Source organism: Bradyrhizobium sp. USDA 4472 (assembly GCF_054058595.1).
Window position 1 is genome coordinate 5,708,556 of record NZ_JBSSAM010000001.1, and the last position, 14,477, is coordinate 5,723,032.

14 protein-coding genes and 1 tRNA gene are annotated in these 14,477 nt (G+C 63.7%); 10 read left to right on the forward strand and 5 right to left on the reverse strand.

Features of this window, described 5'->3' with window-relative positions; all coding sequences use genetic code 11:
• Positions 1–341: 341 nt before the first annotated feature.
• The 7 genes from ACVWZ4_RS26735 to ACVWZ4_RS26765 all read left to right on the forward strand — a co-directional run bounded on the left by ACVWZ4_RS26735 (position 342) and on the right by ACVWZ4_RS26765 (position 8,642).
• Positions 342–1,499, forward strand: a complete 1,158-nt coding sequence (locus ACVWZ4_RS26735) for a thiolase domain-containing protein (RefSeq protein ID WP_456741517.1) — start codon at positions 342–344, stop codon at positions 1,497–1,499.
• Positions 1,499–1,888, forward strand: coding sequence for a Zn-ribbon domain-containing OB-fold protein (locus ACVWZ4_RS26740; protein WP_456735425.1), 390 nt, complete (start codon positions 1,499–1,501; stop codon positions 1,886–1,888). Before ACVWZ4_RS26735 ends, ACVWZ4_RS26740 begins: the two co-directional genes overlap by 1 nt.
• Positions 1,889–2,094: 206 nt before the next feature.
• Positions 2,095–2,955 carry a MaoC/PaaZ C-terminal domain-containing protein gene (locus tag ACVWZ4_RS26745; protein ID WP_456704048.1) on the forward strand — a complete coding sequence of 287 codons (861 nt, stop codon included), beginning with the start codon at positions 2,095–2,097 and terminating at the stop codon, positions 2,953–2,955.
• Positions 2,956–3,035: 80 nt separating this feature from the next.
• Entirely contained in the window at positions 3,036–3,914 is an 879-nt protein-coding gene (locus ACVWZ4_RS26750; protein ID WP_456704047.1) for an SDR family oxidoreductase, read from the forward strand.
• 68 nt (positions 3,915–3,982) lie between these two features.
• Positions 3,983–4,936: a dihydrodipicolinate synthase family protein gene (locus ACVWZ4_RS26755; protein ID WP_456735423.1), complete on the forward strand. Its 954-nt coding sequence runs from the start codon at positions 3,983–3,985 to the stop codon at positions 4,934–4,936.
• A 4-nt stretch (positions 4,937–4,940) separates the two neighbouring features.
• A complete protein-coding gene (locus ACVWZ4_RS26760) occupies positions 4,941–5,735 on the forward strand; it encodes an NUDIX hydrolase (RefSeq protein WP_456741518.1) in 795 nt (264 codons plus the stop codon).
• A 219-nt stretch (positions 5,736–5,954) separates the two neighbouring features.
• Positions 5,955–8,642 (forward strand): PAS domain S-box protein, encoded by a 2,688-nt coding sequence (locus ACVWZ4_RS26765; protein ID WP_456741519.1) that lies wholly within the window; start codon positions 5,955–5,957, stop codon positions 8,640–8,642.
• Between the two features lie 8 nt (positions 8,643–8,650).
• Here the strand turns inward: ACVWZ4_RS26765 and ACVWZ4_RS26770 are convergent, their stop codons facing one another.
• Together ACVWZ4_RS26770 and ACVWZ4_RS26775 are read right to left on the reverse strand one after the other, a co-directional pair.
• Positions 8,651–9,004 (reverse strand): GrlR family regulatory protein, encoded by a 354-nt coding sequence (locus tag ACVWZ4_RS26770; RefSeq protein ID WP_456704043.1) that lies wholly within the window; start codon positions 9,002–9,004, stop codon positions 8,651–8,653.
• Positions 9,005–9,161: 157 nt separating this feature from the next.
• Positions 9,162–9,548, reverse strand: coding sequence for a VOC family protein (locus ACVWZ4_RS26775; RefSeq protein WP_456704042.1), 387 nt, complete (start codon positions 9,546–9,548; stop codon positions 9,162–9,164).
• Between the two features lie 140 nt (positions 9,549–9,688).
• On the opposite strand from ACVWZ4_RS26775, the gene ACVWZ4_RS26780 reads away from it, so the two are divergent.
• The 3 genes from ACVWZ4_RS26780 (at position 9,689) to ACVWZ4_RS26790 (ending at position 11,092) form a co-directional block, all read left to right on the forward strand.
• On the forward strand, positions 9,689–10,243 hold the full coding sequence (locus tag ACVWZ4_RS26780; RefSeq protein WP_456735420.1) for a hypothetical protein: 555 nt from the start codon (positions 9,689–9,691) through the stop codon (positions 10,241–10,243).
• Between the two features lie 160 nt (positions 10,244–10,403).
• The gene (locus ACVWZ4_RS26785; RefSeq protein ID WP_456741520.1) at positions 10,404–10,865 is read left to right on the forward strand and encodes a hypothetical protein; all 462 of its coding nucleotides are present in this window, start codon (positions 10,404–10,406) and stop codon (positions 10,863–10,865) included.
• Between the two features lie 150 nt (positions 10,866–11,015).
• A tRNA-Arg gene (locus ACVWZ4_RS26790) sits at positions 11,016–11,092 on the forward strand.
• 169 nt (positions 11,093–11,261) lie between these two features.
• Here ACVWZ4_RS26790 and ACVWZ4_RS26795 read toward each other — a convergent pair.
• The 3 genes from ACVWZ4_RS26795 to ACVWZ4_RS26805 all read right to left on the reverse strand — a co-directional run bounded on the left by ACVWZ4_RS26795 (position 11,262) and on the right by ACVWZ4_RS26805 (position 14,238).
• Positions 11,262–12,431, reverse strand: coding sequence for an extracellular catalytic domain type 1 short-chain-length polyhydroxyalkanoate depolymerase (locus ACVWZ4_RS26795; protein ID WP_456741521.1), 1,170 nt, complete (start codon positions 12,429–12,431; stop codon positions 11,262–11,264).
• A 4-nt stretch (positions 12,432–12,435) separates the two neighbouring features.
• A complete protein-coding gene (locus tag ACVWZ4_RS26800; protein WP_407179934.1) occupies positions 12,436–12,855 on the reverse strand; it encodes a CopG family transcriptional regulator in 420 nt (139 codons plus the stop codon).
• A gap of 417 nt (positions 12,856–13,272) precedes the next feature.
• A complete protein-coding gene (locus tag ACVWZ4_RS26805; protein ID WP_456741522.1) occupies positions 13,273–14,238 on the reverse strand; it encodes a helix-turn-helix domain-containing protein in 966 nt (321 codons plus the stop codon).
• Between the last annotated feature and the right edge of the window lie 239 nt (positions 14,239–14,477).

Consider the following 14,477-nt stretch of genomic DNA (forward strand, 5'->3'; position numbering starts at 1 on the left):
CACTGCTCTACTGTGCATGGGGTTGTTTTTCGAACGCGGGCCCATTTTTCGATCAAACGAAAATTGCTTGTGCCGTCGGGCTGAACACCGTTGGGATTTCCGCTGCCTCTTCCGTCATTGCGGGCGCAGCGAAGCAATCCGGAAATACACCCGCGGAGAAAGTCCTGGATTGCTTCGCTGCGCTCGCAGGACGGCGCGGGAGCAGAGCGGCCCTCCATGACCGACCTCGCTTGCGCCCACCCGCTGTCCTCTCGCCCGACGGAATATTTCCGCGCTTGCCAATCCGCCCGGTGCGGTTCAGAAAAAAGAGCCAAGAAGAAACGCGAGCGGAGACCTCTGTTTTGACCATCAAGGGCAAGGCCTACATTGCCGGGATCTACGAGCACCCGACCCGGCATGCGCCGGACAAATCCACCGCCCAGCTCCACGCCGAGGTCGCCAAGGGGGCGATCGAGGATGCCGGGATCAGCAAGGACGATGTCGACGGCTATTTCTGCGCGGGCGATGCGCCCGGGGGCGCCTGGCCGATGGTCGATTATCTCGGTCTCAACACGAAAAAACTTCGTCACGTCGATTCCACGGAGACCGGTGGTTGTTCCTACATCATCCACCTTGGCCATGCGGCTGAAGCAATCGCGGCGGGCAAGTGCTCGATCGCGCTGATCACGCTCGCCGGCAAGCCGCGCTCTGGCGTGATGCCGCCGCGGGCCGCCGGGGCCGAGCTCGATTTCGAATCCGCTTACGGCGCGACCACGCACAATGCCTATGGCATGTGTGCCATGCGCCACATGCACGACTATGGCACGACGAGCGAACAGCTCGCCTGGATCAAGGTCGCGGCCTCGCACCACGCGCAATACAATCCGCATGCGATGCTCAAGGACGTTGTGACCGTCGAGGATGTCCTGAACTCGCCGATGATCTCCGATCCCCTGCATCGCATGGACTGCTGCGTCGTCTCCGATGGCGGCGGCGCGCTGATCGTGACGACGCCCGAGATCGCCAGGACCCTGAAGAAGCCGCTGGTCAAGCTGATCGGCCATGGCGAGGCGATGAAGGGCCCGCGCGGCGGCAAGGACCTCGATCTCACATACTCGGCCGGCATCTGGTCCGGCCCGCGCGCGTTCGAGGAAGCCGGTATCACGCCGAAGGACATCAAATACGCCTCGATCTACGACAGCTTCACCATCACGGTGCTGATGCAGCTCGAGGACCTCGGTTTCTGCAAGAAGGGCGAGGGCGGCAAGTTCGTCGCCGACGGCAATCTGATTTCCGGGGTCGGCAAGCTGCCATTCAACACCGACGGTGGCGGCCTTTGCAGCAACCATCCCGTCAATCGCGGCGGCATGACCAAGATCATCGAGGCCGTCAGGCAGCTGCGCGGCGAGGCGCATCCGAAGGTGCAGGTCAGGAACTGCGATCTCGCCATCGCCCACGGCACCGGCGGTCTCTTGGGTGTCCGCCACGCCGCCTCGACGGCCATTCTGGAGCGCGTGTGATGAGCGAAGCAAGGAAGTATCCGGCCCCGGTGACCAATCCGGAAACCGCGGCGTTCTGGGACGCGGCCAGGCAGGGCAAGTTCATGATCAAGCGCTGCACCGCCTGCGGCGAAGCGCACTACTTCCCGCGCTCGATCTGTCCGTTCTGCTACTCCGACAAGACGGTATGGGAAGAGGCGTCGGGCGAGGGCACGATCTACACCTGGAGCCTGATGCGGAAGTCGCCGAGCGGTCCTTATGCCATCGGCTACGTCACGCTGAAGGAGGGCCCGTCGGTGCAAACCAATTTCGTCGACTGCGATATCGAGAAGCTGAAGATCGGTCAGAAGGTGAAGGTGGTGTTCAAGCCGACCGATGGGGCACCGCTGCCGTTCTTCACGCCGGTGTAGTTCTTACTTCCCTTCTCCCCTTGCGGGAGAAGGTGGCGCGAAGCACCGGATGAAGGGTTCTCTCCACAGAGACTTTTGCCGAGGAAGCAACCCCTCACCCAAACGAGTTTGCCGCACGGCTCTCGTCGCCCTCTCTCACAAGGGGAGAGGGCACATTAACGAGCGCCGCTGCTCGCTGAGACAGACGCCGGGAGGAACACAAACAAATGTCCGCCAGATACGAAGAGCTCAAAGCCCTCAAAAACCTCGGCCAGAAATATGCCTATGGCGATCGCGAGGTGATGCTCTACGCCTGCGGCATCGGCCTCGGTGCCGATCCCTTGGACGAGAACGAACTCGCCTTCGTCAATGAAGGTACCTTCACGCCGCGGCCGCTGAAGGTGGTGCCGACCTTTGCCTCCGTCGCGGCCTGGGGCTCGGGCCCGGGCGAGATGAACCTCAACCGCGTCATGGTGGTCGATGGCGAGCGCGACATCACCTTTCACCAGCCGCTGCCCGTGGCCGCGAACATCACCGCCGATTCTTCCGTCGTCGAGGTCTACGACAAGGGCAAGGACAAGGGCGTCGTCATCTCGCACCAGACCGTGCTGAAGAACGAGAAGGGCGAGAAGCTCGCCACGCTGGTCGCCTCCCGCTTTGCCCGCGGTGATGGCGGCTTCGGCGGGCCGAACCTGGCTCAGCCCGATCCGCACAAGATGCCTTCGCGCGCACCCGACAAGACCATCGACATCGTCACGCGCCCTGACCAGGCGCTCGTCTATCGCCTCTGCGGCGATCGCAACCCGCTCCACAGCGATCCCGAATTCGCCAGGAAGGCCGGCTTCCCGCGCCCCATCCTGCACGGCATGTGCACCTACGGCATCACCTGCCGTGGTGTGCTGCAGACCTATGCCGACTACGACGCATCAGCCTTCCGCCAGCACGTCGCGCGGTTCTCCTCGCCTGTTTATCCCGGTGAGACCGTGACCATGGACCTCTGGAAGGACGGCAATGTGATCTCGTTCGAAGCCAAGGTGAATTCGCGCGGCGTTACGGTGATCAAGAACGGCAAGACGGTGCTCGGCTAGGGAGATCTCGTGTCCCGGACGCAGCGTTTCACGCTGCATCGCGTTTCGGACAGGGAACAGCAAAACAGGGAGAAACCATCATGGGATTACTCGACGGCAAGGTCGCGCTGATCACCGGCGCGGGCGGGGGGCTCGGTGAGGCCTACGCAAAGCTGTTCGCGCGGGAAGGGGCCTCGGTCGTCGTCAACGATCTCGGCGGGCCCCGCGACGGCTCCGGCGCCGACACCTCGATGGCGCAGCTCGTGGTGGACGCGATCAAGGCCGAGGGCGGCAAGGCGGTCGCGAACGGCGCTGACATCTCGACCATGGAAGGCGGCCAGTCGGTGTTCGACGACGCCATCAAGCATTTTGGCCGAGCCGACATCCTGGTCAACAATGCCGGCATTTTGCGCGACCAGACCTTTCACAAAGCCTCCGAGGCCGACTGGGACAGGGTCATCAAGGTGCATCTGAAAGGCACCTTCTGTTGCACGATGCCGGTGTTTCGCTGGATGCGGGAGAACGGCGGCGGCGTCATCGTCAACACCTCATCGACCTCAGGGCTGATCGGCAATTTCGGCCAGACCAATTACGGGGCCGCCAAGGGCGGCATCTGGGGCCTCTCCAACGTGCTGGCGATCGAGGGCCGGAAGTACAACATCCGGATCTGGACGCTCGCCCCGGGCGCACTGACCCGCATGACCGCAGACCTGCCCCGCTACAAGGAGAACCCCTCGGCGGCGCTTGGGCCGGACGGCATTGCGCCGGCCGTGCTATACATGGTCAGCGATTTGTCCGGCGATCAGACCGGCAAGGTGCTGGGCGTGTCCGGGCCCCGTGGTGTGCGCGAAATGCGGATGATGGAGATGGAAGGCTGGAAGCCGCCGCACACGGGCTGGAACGCCCAGGACATCGTTGAGCATGCCCGGGAGATCTTCTTCTCCGAAGAGCAGATCAAGATGGGCGCGCGGCGGTTTTAGGCTGATTGTGTCATTCCGGCTTCGCGCTTCCGCGCGTCCGGGAATGACGGAGAAAGAGAGAGAGACTGATGAGACTCACCGCCGACGCTAAGGGCACCTTCGCAATCGCGCCGACGCCGTTCCACGACGACGGCCGCATCGACGAGCGCTCGATCGATCGCCTGACCGATTTCTACGAGGAGGTCGGCTGCGACGGCGTCACGGTGCTCGGGATTCTCGGCGAGGCTCCGAAGTTGGACGCCGCCGAAGCCGAGCAGGTGGCGGTGCGCTACGTCAAGCGCGCCAAGAAGATGCAGGTGATCGTCGGGGTCTCGGCGCCCGGCTTTGCCACCATGCGCTCGCTGGCCAGGGCCTCGATGGACGCGGGCGCCGCCGGCGTCATGATCGCGCCGCCGCCCTCGCTTCGCACCGACGACCAGATCGTCGGGTATTTCAAGCAGGCGGCCGAGGCGATCGGCCCCGACGTGCCATGGGTGCTCCAAGATTATCCACTGACGCTCACGGTGGTGTTCACTCCCGCCGTGATCCGCAAGATCGTCATGGACAATCCGAACTGCGTGATGCTCAAGCACGAGGACTGGCCGGGCCTGGAGAAGATCACGACGTTGCGCGGCTTCCAGAAGGATGGCTCGCTCCGTCCGCTCTCGATCCTCTGCGGCAATGGCGGCACGTTCCTGGACTTCGAGATGGAGCGCGGCGCCGACGGTGCCATGACCGGCTACGCCTTCCCCGAGCTTCTGATCGACGTCGTCAACCTTTCCAAGGCCGGCAAGCGCGATGCCGCGCATGACATCTTCGACGCGCATCTGCCGCTGATCCGCTACGAGCAGCAGCCCGGCGTCGGCCTCACCGTGCGCAAATACGTGCTGCAGAAGCGCGGCATCATCGCCTCCAGCGCACAGCGCAAGCCGGGGGCAACGATAACGGCAACGGCAAAGGCGGAAGTCGATTATCTCTTGTCGCGCGTCGCTCGTTTCGACAAGCGCGCCAATCTCGGCCCGCAATCCAGCGCCGCAGGTTAGTTGAATGCCCGAGACATCAGCATCACGCCCGGCCTCGACGATCCTTCTGCTTCGTGACGGAGCGAAGGAAGTCGAGATCTTCATGATGGTGCGCCATCATCAGATCGAGTTCAACTCGGGCGCGCTGGTGTTTCCCGGGGGAAGCGTGGATGCCGGCGATCAGGAGATCGTCAAGCGTTCCGATCTCTACTCGGGCGGTGAAGCCTTGAGCGAAGCGGACCGCGGTTTTCGGATCGCCGCGATCCGCGAAACGTTCGAAGAGAGCGGCATCCTGCTGGCGCGTTCGAAGGGTTCGAACACGCCTATCGGCGCGAAGCGCGCCGGCGAGATCGCCGACGCGCATCGCGTCGCGCTCAACGAGCACAAGATCAGCTTTCTGAGCATTCTCGCCGATAACGATCTCCAGCTCGCGCTCGACACGCTCGTGCCCTATGCGCACTGGATCACGCCGGAGGGGATGCCCAAGCGCTTCGACACCTGGTTCTTCCTCGCCGCAGCACCGCCCGACCAGCTCGGCGCGCATGATGGACGCGAGTCCACCGATTCGATCTGGTTGTCGGCGCGCGAGGCAGTGGAGGGCGGTGAGAGCGGTCGCTTCAAGTTGCCGTTCCCGACCACGCGCAATCTGATCCGGCTCGCCAAGCAGCCGAACGTGAAGGCGGCACTCGAGCATGCCAAAGGCATGTCCATTGTCACGGTGATGCCGGTCATGACCAAGACCGAAACCGGCCGCCAGCTCCGCATCCCCCGCGAAGCAGGCTATGACGGTGAGGTGTTCGAGGTCGGCGCGGTCGGCTAGAATACTTCGATATCAAACGAAGTATTGGGGAGCGCCGAGGCCCTGAAGTTCGTCCATGGCAGCGTGGACCGATCGCCATGGACCTCAGGTTTCCGGCCCGGCGGCCCAGCCGTCGCTAAACCATCATGAAAAACAACCCGTTCCGCCTCGCGGAGGCATGTTCCCCCGGAGGGGCGATACGGCGTATATAGGGCGGGTATGGAGTCCGGTTCAGCCCCAATGTCCGTCGAAACGCCACCGAATCCGCCGCAGAAGCGATCGTTTTCGCTGTCGATCGGCCAGATGACGTTCGGCAGCTTCATCCTGGTGCTGGCGGTGATCATCGTCACCTCGACTGCTAGCGTGATCGCGATCCGGCATATCGACGCCACCTTCGCCGAACTCCAGCGGCTGCAAAGCGTCGGCGACCTCGCAGAGGACATCGACCGCCGCATGAACGATTTGCGGCTCGCCGCGCGTGACTTCGTCACCGATCCCGGCGCCGGCATCCAGTTCAAACAGGTCGGCGAGGCGGCCTCGACGCTGAGCGACATCCTCAAGAAGACCCGAATCGAGCTGGCGCCCGAACAGCAGGACATGATCGACGGCGTCTCCGAGCGGCTTGCGACCTACCGGAGCGGGCTGGACCGGATATCGACCTTGATCGATCGCCGTGCGCAACTGCTAGCCGGGCTGCCCCCGCTGCGCGACCAATTCGACGCCGCGGTCTCCGAAAGCGGCGACCGTGATCTCGCCGCGCGCCTGTCGGAGGCCCAGAGCCGGATCGCGCTTGGATTGCTCGCGCGCAATCCCTCCGCAGCCGAACAGGCCGCGCTGGGCATGCGGACAATGGACATTGCCGATGGCAAGCTGAAGACCGCGGTGAACAATTACGCCGATGCCATCATCGCAGTCGCGGTGCGCGAACGGCAGATCGCCGATATCGATCGTGAGGTGCTGGGAACCGAGGGCCGGTTGATCGGCCGCGTCACCGAATTGCTCCGTGACGTCAGCGACCGCCGCGGCCATGTGCTGTCGCGCGACTTCGCCCGGACGCTTGCGGAAGCGCGCTGGCAGAGCATCGTGCTCGGCAGCATGGGCGTGTTGATCGGCATCCTCGCCGCCGTTTTCGTCGTGGGGCGGACGGTGCGTCCGTTGGCCCAGATCGCGCGCTCCATTCGTGCCCTCGCGGCGGGCGAGAAAAGGACCTCGATCCCGTCGGCCGATCTCAACAACGAGATCGGCGATATTGCCCGCGCGGCGGAGGTGTTCCGCCGCGCGCTGGAGGAGGCCGACACGGCACGCGAAGCGGCGGTGCGGGCGCTCACCGAGCAGCGGCTGGCGGAAGAGAGCTATCGCAAGCTATTCGAGGGGTCGGTCGACGGCATCTACGTGACGACGCCGGCAGGCGATCTCCTCAACGCCAATCCGGCGCTGGCACGGATGATGGGCTATGACAGCCCGCAGCACCTGATCGACAGCATCAACGATATCGCCCACACCATCTATGTCGATCCCGAGGCCCGCGTGGAGTACCAGCGGCTGATGCATCGCGACGGCATTGTGCGCGAGTTCGAGTACCAGGTACGCCAACGCAGCGGCAACATCCTCTGGCTCTCCGACAGTGCGACGGGGGTACGGGACGAGCAGGGCACGATCGTCCGCTACGAGGGTACGTTACGCGACATCACCGACCAGAAGCGGGCGGAAGATGCCATCGCCGAAGGCCGGCGCCTGCTCCAGCAGGTCATCGACACCGTGCCCGCCGTCATCAACGTCAAGGACCGCGACCTCCGTTACGTGCTGATGAACCGCTATATGGCAGGCATCTTCGGTATCGAACCCGGCGATGCGCTCGGCCGCACCACCGCCGATCTGATGTCGCGCTACGGCGCCGCCAAGACCGACGAGAACGACAAGCGCGTGCTGGCCTTGCGAAAGGGGCTCGGATTCTACGAGGAGGAGTACAAGGACGCCTCCGGCAACATGCGGCAATGGCTGGTCAACAAGCTGCCGCTGCTCGATGCCGAGGGTGAGATCGAGCGGATCGTCACCGTGGCGCTCGACATCGGCGAGCGCAAGCGCGGTGAACAGGAAATGCGGAAGGCCAAGGACTCCGCTGAGACCGCGCTGCGCAATCTGCGCGAGACCCAGGCCTCGCTGATCGAGGCCGAAAAGCTCGCGGCCCTCGGACGCCTGGTCGCCGGCGTGGCGCACGAGGTCAACAACCCCGTCGGCATCAGCCTGACTGTCGCCTCGGCGCTGGAGCGCAAGACCGCGATGTTCAGTGCCGAGGTCGAGCGCGGCGAGCTTCGCCGCTCGACCCTCAACGATTACCTCAACACCAGCCGCGACGCCTCCTCGCAGTTGGTCTCCAATCTCAACCGCGCCGCCGAGCTGATCCAGTCCTTCAAACAGGTCGCGGCCGACCGCAACTACTCTGACCAGCGCAGCTTCGACCTCGCCGACCTCACCGAGCAGGTGGTGATGAGCCTGCGCCCGGGGCTGCGCAAGCAGAATCTCACGCTCAACGTCGAGTGCCAGCCTAACCTGACCATGAACAGCTATCCCGGCCCGTACGGCCAGGTGCTGACCAATCTGTTCCTGAATTCGGTCGCGCATGCTTTTCCGAACGGACGTCCTGGCATCATCGACATCCAGGTGCGCGAATCCGGCAAGGACAATGTCGAGATTATCGTCTCAGACAATGGCTGCGGCATGTCGCTCGACGTGCGCCGCCGCGCCTTCGATCCGTTTTTCACGACGCGGCGCGACCAAGGCGGCACCGGTTTGGGGCTGCACATCGTCTACAGCATCGTCACCAACCGGCTCGGCGGGCGACTCGATCTCGTTTCCGAGCCGGGCAGCGGTACGCGGATCCAGATCATCCTGCCGCGCACGGCGCCGCTGGAGCAGGCTGCCGAATAGATCTGTGGCTAGTCGGCGTCTACAAGCTTGTGCAGGGTGGCGCCGAAAATCAGGCTGGCCTTGCCAACCAGCGCTGTGCCGGTCATCTCCGCGCGGGTTTCCGTGTAGGTGCCGCTGACGCCGATGCCAACGGGGGCAGGGCCGCCGAACAGCGGATTGTCGTCGCCGCGCGGCGAGGTGTGCCGTTGCACCAGCACCTCGCCCTTGAACGTGTGGTCGTCCTTCACCACGTAGCTGCCGGTGTAGTAGAGGTAGGCATCGCCGCCAAGGATTTTGCCGTCGCGAAAAAGAATCACGCCGCTACCCTTGCCGGCTCGGCCATCGAGCAGGCTCACATGGATCGAATAGAGGCCGTTCTTCATTGCGCCCGTCGGCCGGACGCCATCGCCCAATGGCTAAACCGGTGAGGCTTTTATGCCAAAGCGCAACCCCTCGCGCAACGCGGCAGTTTCGCTTGGCTGCCCGCCCGTTGTATCTGTGACACTGAAATGACGGGCAACGCCCTTAGGCCCTGAGGAATCACGTGTATTTCTTGTCGCGCTCGAGCAGCTCGATGGAGATGCCTTCGGGACCGCGGATGAAGCAGACGCGGACGCCGGGCCGGATCGTGGTCGGCTCGCGTGTGAAGGTCACACCCTTGGCCTTGATCTCGGCGGCGACGAGATCGATGTCCTTCACCGTGAGCCCGAAATGGTCGAGGCCCTGATGAGGGTGAGGAGGCGGCGGGCTGACGGCGCTGTCGCCTTCCAGCGGCGCGATGAAGATCCTTGCGCCGCCGAGGTTCACATCGATGCGCCCTGGCGCGCGCACGATCTCGCCGCCGAGGATATCCTGCAGCCACGTCGCGGTCGCTTCCGGATCGGGGCTGCGCAGATGGACGTGATCCCAGGTGACGATGATTGGCATTTCAATTCCTCTCGGCAGGGCGTTCGCGATGTCGCAGCGCATGTTAGGCGATGGACACTATGGCTCCTATCCGAAATTCGCATGGATGCGGGAACCTGAACTCGTCTCACCGGTTGAAAGAGGAGGCGAGTGACGCACCCATGAGCGAAGGGTTTGCTCCGATCGGACCGGGAACCTTCGTCAGGAATGGCGAGGGTACGAAGTCCGCAAACGTCCGGGTCGAGCGCGGCCTCTTAATGGCTGCACTCGTGGTTGGCGGTGCCCTCGGGCTGACGACGCATCCTTCCCAAGGCAATGTCGCTGAAACCGAACCGGTGAAATCGACCTTGGTGAGCTTCGCCTTGGCGGGCGACAATCCGGCTCCCCCGGCGGCGGCCTCCGATACCCCCGCTGCGGGGGACGCCGAGCTCGACCGAATGAGGATCTCCTCGCAGACCTGGAGGCGCGGCGGCCTTGGCTCGAAGGCGCTGGTGACCTTCACCGTGCGGAATGACAATGATTATGCTGTAAAGGATGTCGAGATCGTCTGCGCTTTTGCGCGGCGCGACGGCAGCCATCTGACGGACCGCAGCCGCGTGCTGGCCGATACCGTTGGCATGAAGAGCCGCAAGACCTTTGCCCACGTCCCGGTCGGATTCGTCAACGTGAACGCCGACCAGGCGAAGTGCTCGCTCGTGACGGCGCGGCGCGCCTAAGGGCTGCACATTCCGCTAGCGGAAAAGTTACCTTGCACGCCCCTTGGCCGAAAATCTTGGCGTTGCCATTTGAACCAAAGGCTGGGCCCAGGAACCAATTAAAGGATCGCCGGTTAAGGCGAAAAGCCCACGCGCGGATGCGGGGGGCGGAGCGCGGTCAATGCCCATCTTTCGGTACTTCCTGTTCGTCGGTGGAGCGTTGCTCGCACTGTTATTCGCAACTGATTTCGTTTGGCCGACGTTGCCGGCCGTGCAGACCGTTGCAGCTGCAAGCTACGACCAGCCGCTGATCCGAATCCGGTCCGACCGTCATCTGCCTGAACGTGTCGTGCTCGACACCAGCCAGCCGACCATCGCCGCGCCGGTGATGAAGACCGCGGCCGCCGTACCTCAGCCGACCGCGCAGGCAGACCCATTGGCTGACGCCTCCGCGAAGGCGCGGGTGCGCGAGACATTTGCCCAATTCACGCCGAAGGCCGAGGGGAAGCCGCAGGCGCAGGTTCAGGCCCCAGTTCAGCCCAAGCGCAAGGTGGCTCGGGCGCATTCGGCGCCGCGGCGCGGCCAGCCGATGATGCAGGTGGCACAGCAGCCGCATTTCGGTCTTTTCGACACGACCTGGTAAGAATGGTCTGATCCCACCTGGATGAAGGCGGGAAGGGCTTTTTATTGTCCGACCTCTCTGCTAATTCGAACCGATCCGAACGCCGTCGGTGCGCCGGCCCACCAGCGTACGACCGAGGCAGTCGGTTTGTGGCCCCTCACCCGGGTCAGGGCGCTCGTAGCTCAGCTGGATAGAGCATCGGATTTCGATTCCGAGGGTCGGGAGTTCGAATCTCTCCGAGCGCGCCATTCACCCTGATGACTATCAAGCGCTTTTGGCTGTCTCAGGATTGTCATTCTGAACGCCATCAGATGCCGCATTCTGAATGGATGTCGCCGTTGCGTTCGCCAGACGATGGGTCAATTGCCAACCTCTGCGCGCGCTGCGCGAAGTGACTGTGAGTCGCTGGCAGTGACGCTAGTTTCGTCTCCTCTGCAACGAATGTTCGAGAAAGAAACGCAGCATCTCCCTCGTCGCATCCGGTCCGTCCGGATCGGTGTAGGAGCCGGCAGGGCTGCCTCCCGACCATGCGTGTCCGGCTCCGTGGATTTCCCAGTGTTCGAGGATTCCCCGCCCGCCGACGTCGGTGTGGACCGTGCGGGTGTAGGCATGCCCTCCAGGTACCCGCCCGCGGTGCACCTTCGCCTTCGTGCGGGATGCGCCGATCGACTGTCGGACGATCCGAGTGCCGTTTTTGGAATGCACCGTGGTGTCGCGATCGCCGTGGAAGACGATTGTCGGCACGGGCGGGCCGTCGCCCGGCATTGCCTCAGGTCCGCCGCCTTGCTTCATGGCCATCAGCGCGGAGGGAAGGTCGCTGGCTGCTCCGCAGGCCAGTCCGGAATGAATGCCGATCGCCGCGTACAGATCGCCGTACGTCGATCCCATGACGGCCGCGGCTGCGGCCCCGGCGGACAGTCCGGCGACGTAGACGCGTTCCCGATCGACCAAATAGTCGCGCATGATCTGGCGGGAGATGCCGGCGATGAGCGAAGGCTCGCCCCCACCGCGCTGCTGGTCGGCTGGACGAAACCAGTTCCAGCATTTCGCCTGGTTCGCTTCGGCTCGTTGCGCGGGATAGGCCACGAAGCAGGTCTGTTCTTCGGCGATGAAGTTCATCCGCGTGCCGGCGGCGAAATCCTCCGGCGACTGCGTGCAACCGTGCAGCATGATCACGAGCGGAATGGCCTGTCCATGATAGCCGCTGGGGATGAAGAGCCGGTAGGAGCGGCTTCCCGCAGCGTTGCAGTAGCTACCTTCGACGAACCGGGTGCCGTCCGGCACGATGTCCGCCATGGACGGCGGGGCGCGCCGCAGCGGTCCTCCGAGGCCAAGCCCAGGGAGATTCTTGGCGAGATCCACCGGCGCACGGGCTGTGCGACGCGGACTCCTCGTCGCGGCCACGTGTGGCTTGGCGTCGATGATCGGCGGCTTTCTTTCTGTCGCGGGAGAGCGGCGTGTGCCGGGAGCGGTGACGTCCGGCGCGCTCTCACCCCTAAGCATGCGTTGGATCAGCGCGGTGGCCTCAACGAGCTGGCCCGACCGCGTCAGGCGTGTGGCTTCGCGAACCATATCCAGTTTCAGCATGGCCTTACCTCGTTCTGTCAGCGAGGGCGGATTTGACGGCCGGACTCGCGTGCAGAGCTCCTAATACGGAGATCGAGGCGATCGTCGCGCGGGCAAGCTCGGGCGTGACGTCCTGGGCGATAGTCGCGAGGCCCAGAACATTGATATGCAGCATCTCGCCCGCCCGCCGCGCCGCCTCGAGATCCTCGCGGCTGTAGTTTCGCAAGCCCAGGTCCAGGCTCTTTCGCGCCGTGGACTGCTTGACCACGTCGGCATGGCGTTCGAGCTGGTTGCGGATCGCGGTCCGGATGAAATCCGTGCGGTTCGAGTAGAACCCTTCCTGCACCATCAAGTCGACCTGACCGAGATCGACAAAACCAAGATTGATCGTGATTTTTTCCGTGTCGGACGGCTTTGGTCGGATTTCGTGAACGTTACTCGGCATCACATAGCATCCCCTTGGCATCCATATGGATGGTATATGGATGGAAAGACTCGGGCGTCAAGGGGGCGTCCCCACACGCATTCGCGATAACGGGGGCGGCGGGATATCCGGAGCCGCCATTGCGGACCTGCGCTTGAGGCGTGCGGCACCGGCGTGGCGCTCAAGCGTCCGGCCGGATCGCTTCGCCGAGCATTCAGACCTACCCAACAATCTGGTCGATGAGCACGCAGGAGAGAGACGCAACTCCGCGGCAAGGCGACGAAACATCCACTCTAACTGCTTGCGGACTGAGCGGATTTCGATTCCGAGGGTCGGAGGCTTGGAATCCTTCCGAGCGCGCCATTCGTAAGCTGCCCAGGGTCTTCCCTCCGTCCAGGCCGGCTTGTTGCCCATCCACCTCTTAGTACGGTGAAGATGTCAGTTCGCCGGAAAACCGGTTTGCCGGGCTCGCGCCAGCGTGTCCGAGGGCGCTTCGTGGAAGGTCGCGCGGTAAGCTGCGGCAAACTCGCCGAGATGGTGGAAGCCTTGGGCGCGCGCGCACGAGGCCACCGAGGCGGCACCGCTTCTGAGGAGCTGTGAGCGGGTTGCCCAGAGCCGCTTCAGCCGGATGTATTGATGCAGGCTCATCCCGCGCACCTTGGCCACCGCACCGCCCAGGGTGCGGATCGAGACGCCAAATTCATCGGCGAGATCGGCTGTGTAGATCGGAGCGGTTGGATAGGCTGTGACGTAGTCGTCGATCTGCTGCACGAGCCTGGCTGAGCGTGCGCCCGCACGTGGAGCGCCGCGATCGCGCGACGGGTTGATCCGGAACAACTCGTCGAAGGCGAGCAAAAGGCCCTCCTGAAGGTGCGCGGCGACCTCCGGCGTTCCGAACATATCCGGCTGTATGGACGCGGTCTGCAAGATATCTTGCACAAGCTGCCGCGCGTACAGATGCGCAGCGGGGTCCGCGATACGAACCCACAAAGTGTCGGGGCGATCGAACCAGCCGCGATCCCCGAGTGCGGGGGAGAACATGATCAGCGCATGGTGATTGATCCGCGGTTCGACAAAATGGCAATGGTGGTTGCCGCGCAAGGCGATGAAGAAGCGCGAGTCGATATCCACCCCGCTCGAACTGGCCCGCAGATCGTCGGTCATCGGCAGAATCACCATGCCGCCTGGCGCGCGGTAAACGCTATCGAGAATGCGTGCGAATGACCTCGCCACAATGATCCGACACCCCGGCAGGTTCACGATGGCGCGCGCCGCTGCGAAATTGGCGACATCAAGCGGAATGCTCCGGGCGTCCTCCAGGGACTCGGCCGGTCGAAACGCGTCGACATCGGTAAACCGGGTCAGCTGGAGCGCGGAGGAGGGGGCAAGAGCGTCGAAGAACATGCGTCTGGCCGAATGCTGCAATGTGACAACGAAATGAACGTCGATGCGCCGATCAATGGCGAAACGCGACGATTCAGTAAACAGGATTCCCCGCGCTGATATTGCGGACACGGGGACCGGATGCGTGGCTACGTCAAACCTCTCCGGTTCATCCGCTGCGCGGGCAGCAGGGTCATGAAATGGAGGCGCCTGCAGGCGAAGGATGCAAAGCTTCGTCCTTCCCGGCTTGGCTGCTTTTC

Bases quoted from the DNA above. Each gene is read 5' to 3' on its own strand.
- ACVWZ4_RS26740 (WP_456735425.1), top strand. From the start codon at position 1,499: ATGAGCGAAGCAAGGAAGTATCCGGCCCCGGTGACCAATCCGGAAACC.
- ACVWZ4_RS26745 (WP_456704048.1), top strand. From the start codon at position 2,095: ATGTCCGCCAGATACGAAGAGCTCAAAGCCCTCAAAAACCTCGGCCAG.
- ACVWZ4_RS26750 (WP_456704047.1), top strand. From the start codon at position 3,036: ATGGGATTACTCGACGGCAAGGTCGCGCTGATCACCGGCGCGGGCGGG.
- ACVWZ4_RS26755 (WP_456735423.1), top strand. From the start codon at position 3,983: ATGAGACTCACCGCCGACGCTAAGGGCACCTTCGCAATCGCGCCGACG.
- ACVWZ4_RS26760 (WP_456741518.1), top strand. From the start codon at position 4,941: ATGCCCGAGACATCAGCATCACGCCCGGCCTCGACGATCCTTCTGCTT.
- ACVWZ4_RS26765 (WP_456741519.1), top strand. From the start codon at position 5,955: ATGTCCGTCGAAACGCCACCGAATCCGCCGCAGAAGCGATCGTTTTCG.
- ACVWZ4_RS26770 (WP_456704043.1), bottom strand. From the start codon at position 9,004: ATGAAGAACGGCCTCTATTCGATCCATGTGAGCCTGCTCGATGGCCGA.
- ACVWZ4_RS26775 (WP_456704042.1), bottom strand. From the start codon at position 9,548: ATGCCAATCATCGTCACCTGGGATCACGTCCATCTGCGCAGCCCCGAT.
- ACVWZ4_RS26780 (WP_456735420.1), top strand. From the start codon at position 9,689: ATGAGCGAAGGGTTTGCTCCGATCGGACCGGGAACCTTCGTCAGGAAT.
- ACVWZ4_RS26785 (WP_456741520.1), top strand. From the start codon at position 10,404: ATGCCCATCTTTCGGTACTTCCTGTTCGTCGGTGGAGCGTTGCTCGCA.
- ACVWZ4_RS26795 (WP_456741521.1), bottom strand. From the start codon at position 12,431: ATGCTGAAACTGGATATGGTTCGCGAAGCCACACGCCTGACGCGGTCG.
- ACVWZ4_RS26800 (WP_407179934.1), bottom strand. From the start codon at position 12,855: ATGCCGAGTAACGTTCACGAAATCCGACCAAAGCCGTCCGACACGGAA.
- ACVWZ4_RS26805 (WP_456741522.1), bottom strand. From the start codon at position 14,238: ATGTTCTTCGACGCTCTTGCCCCCTCCTCCGCGCTCCAGCTGACCCGG.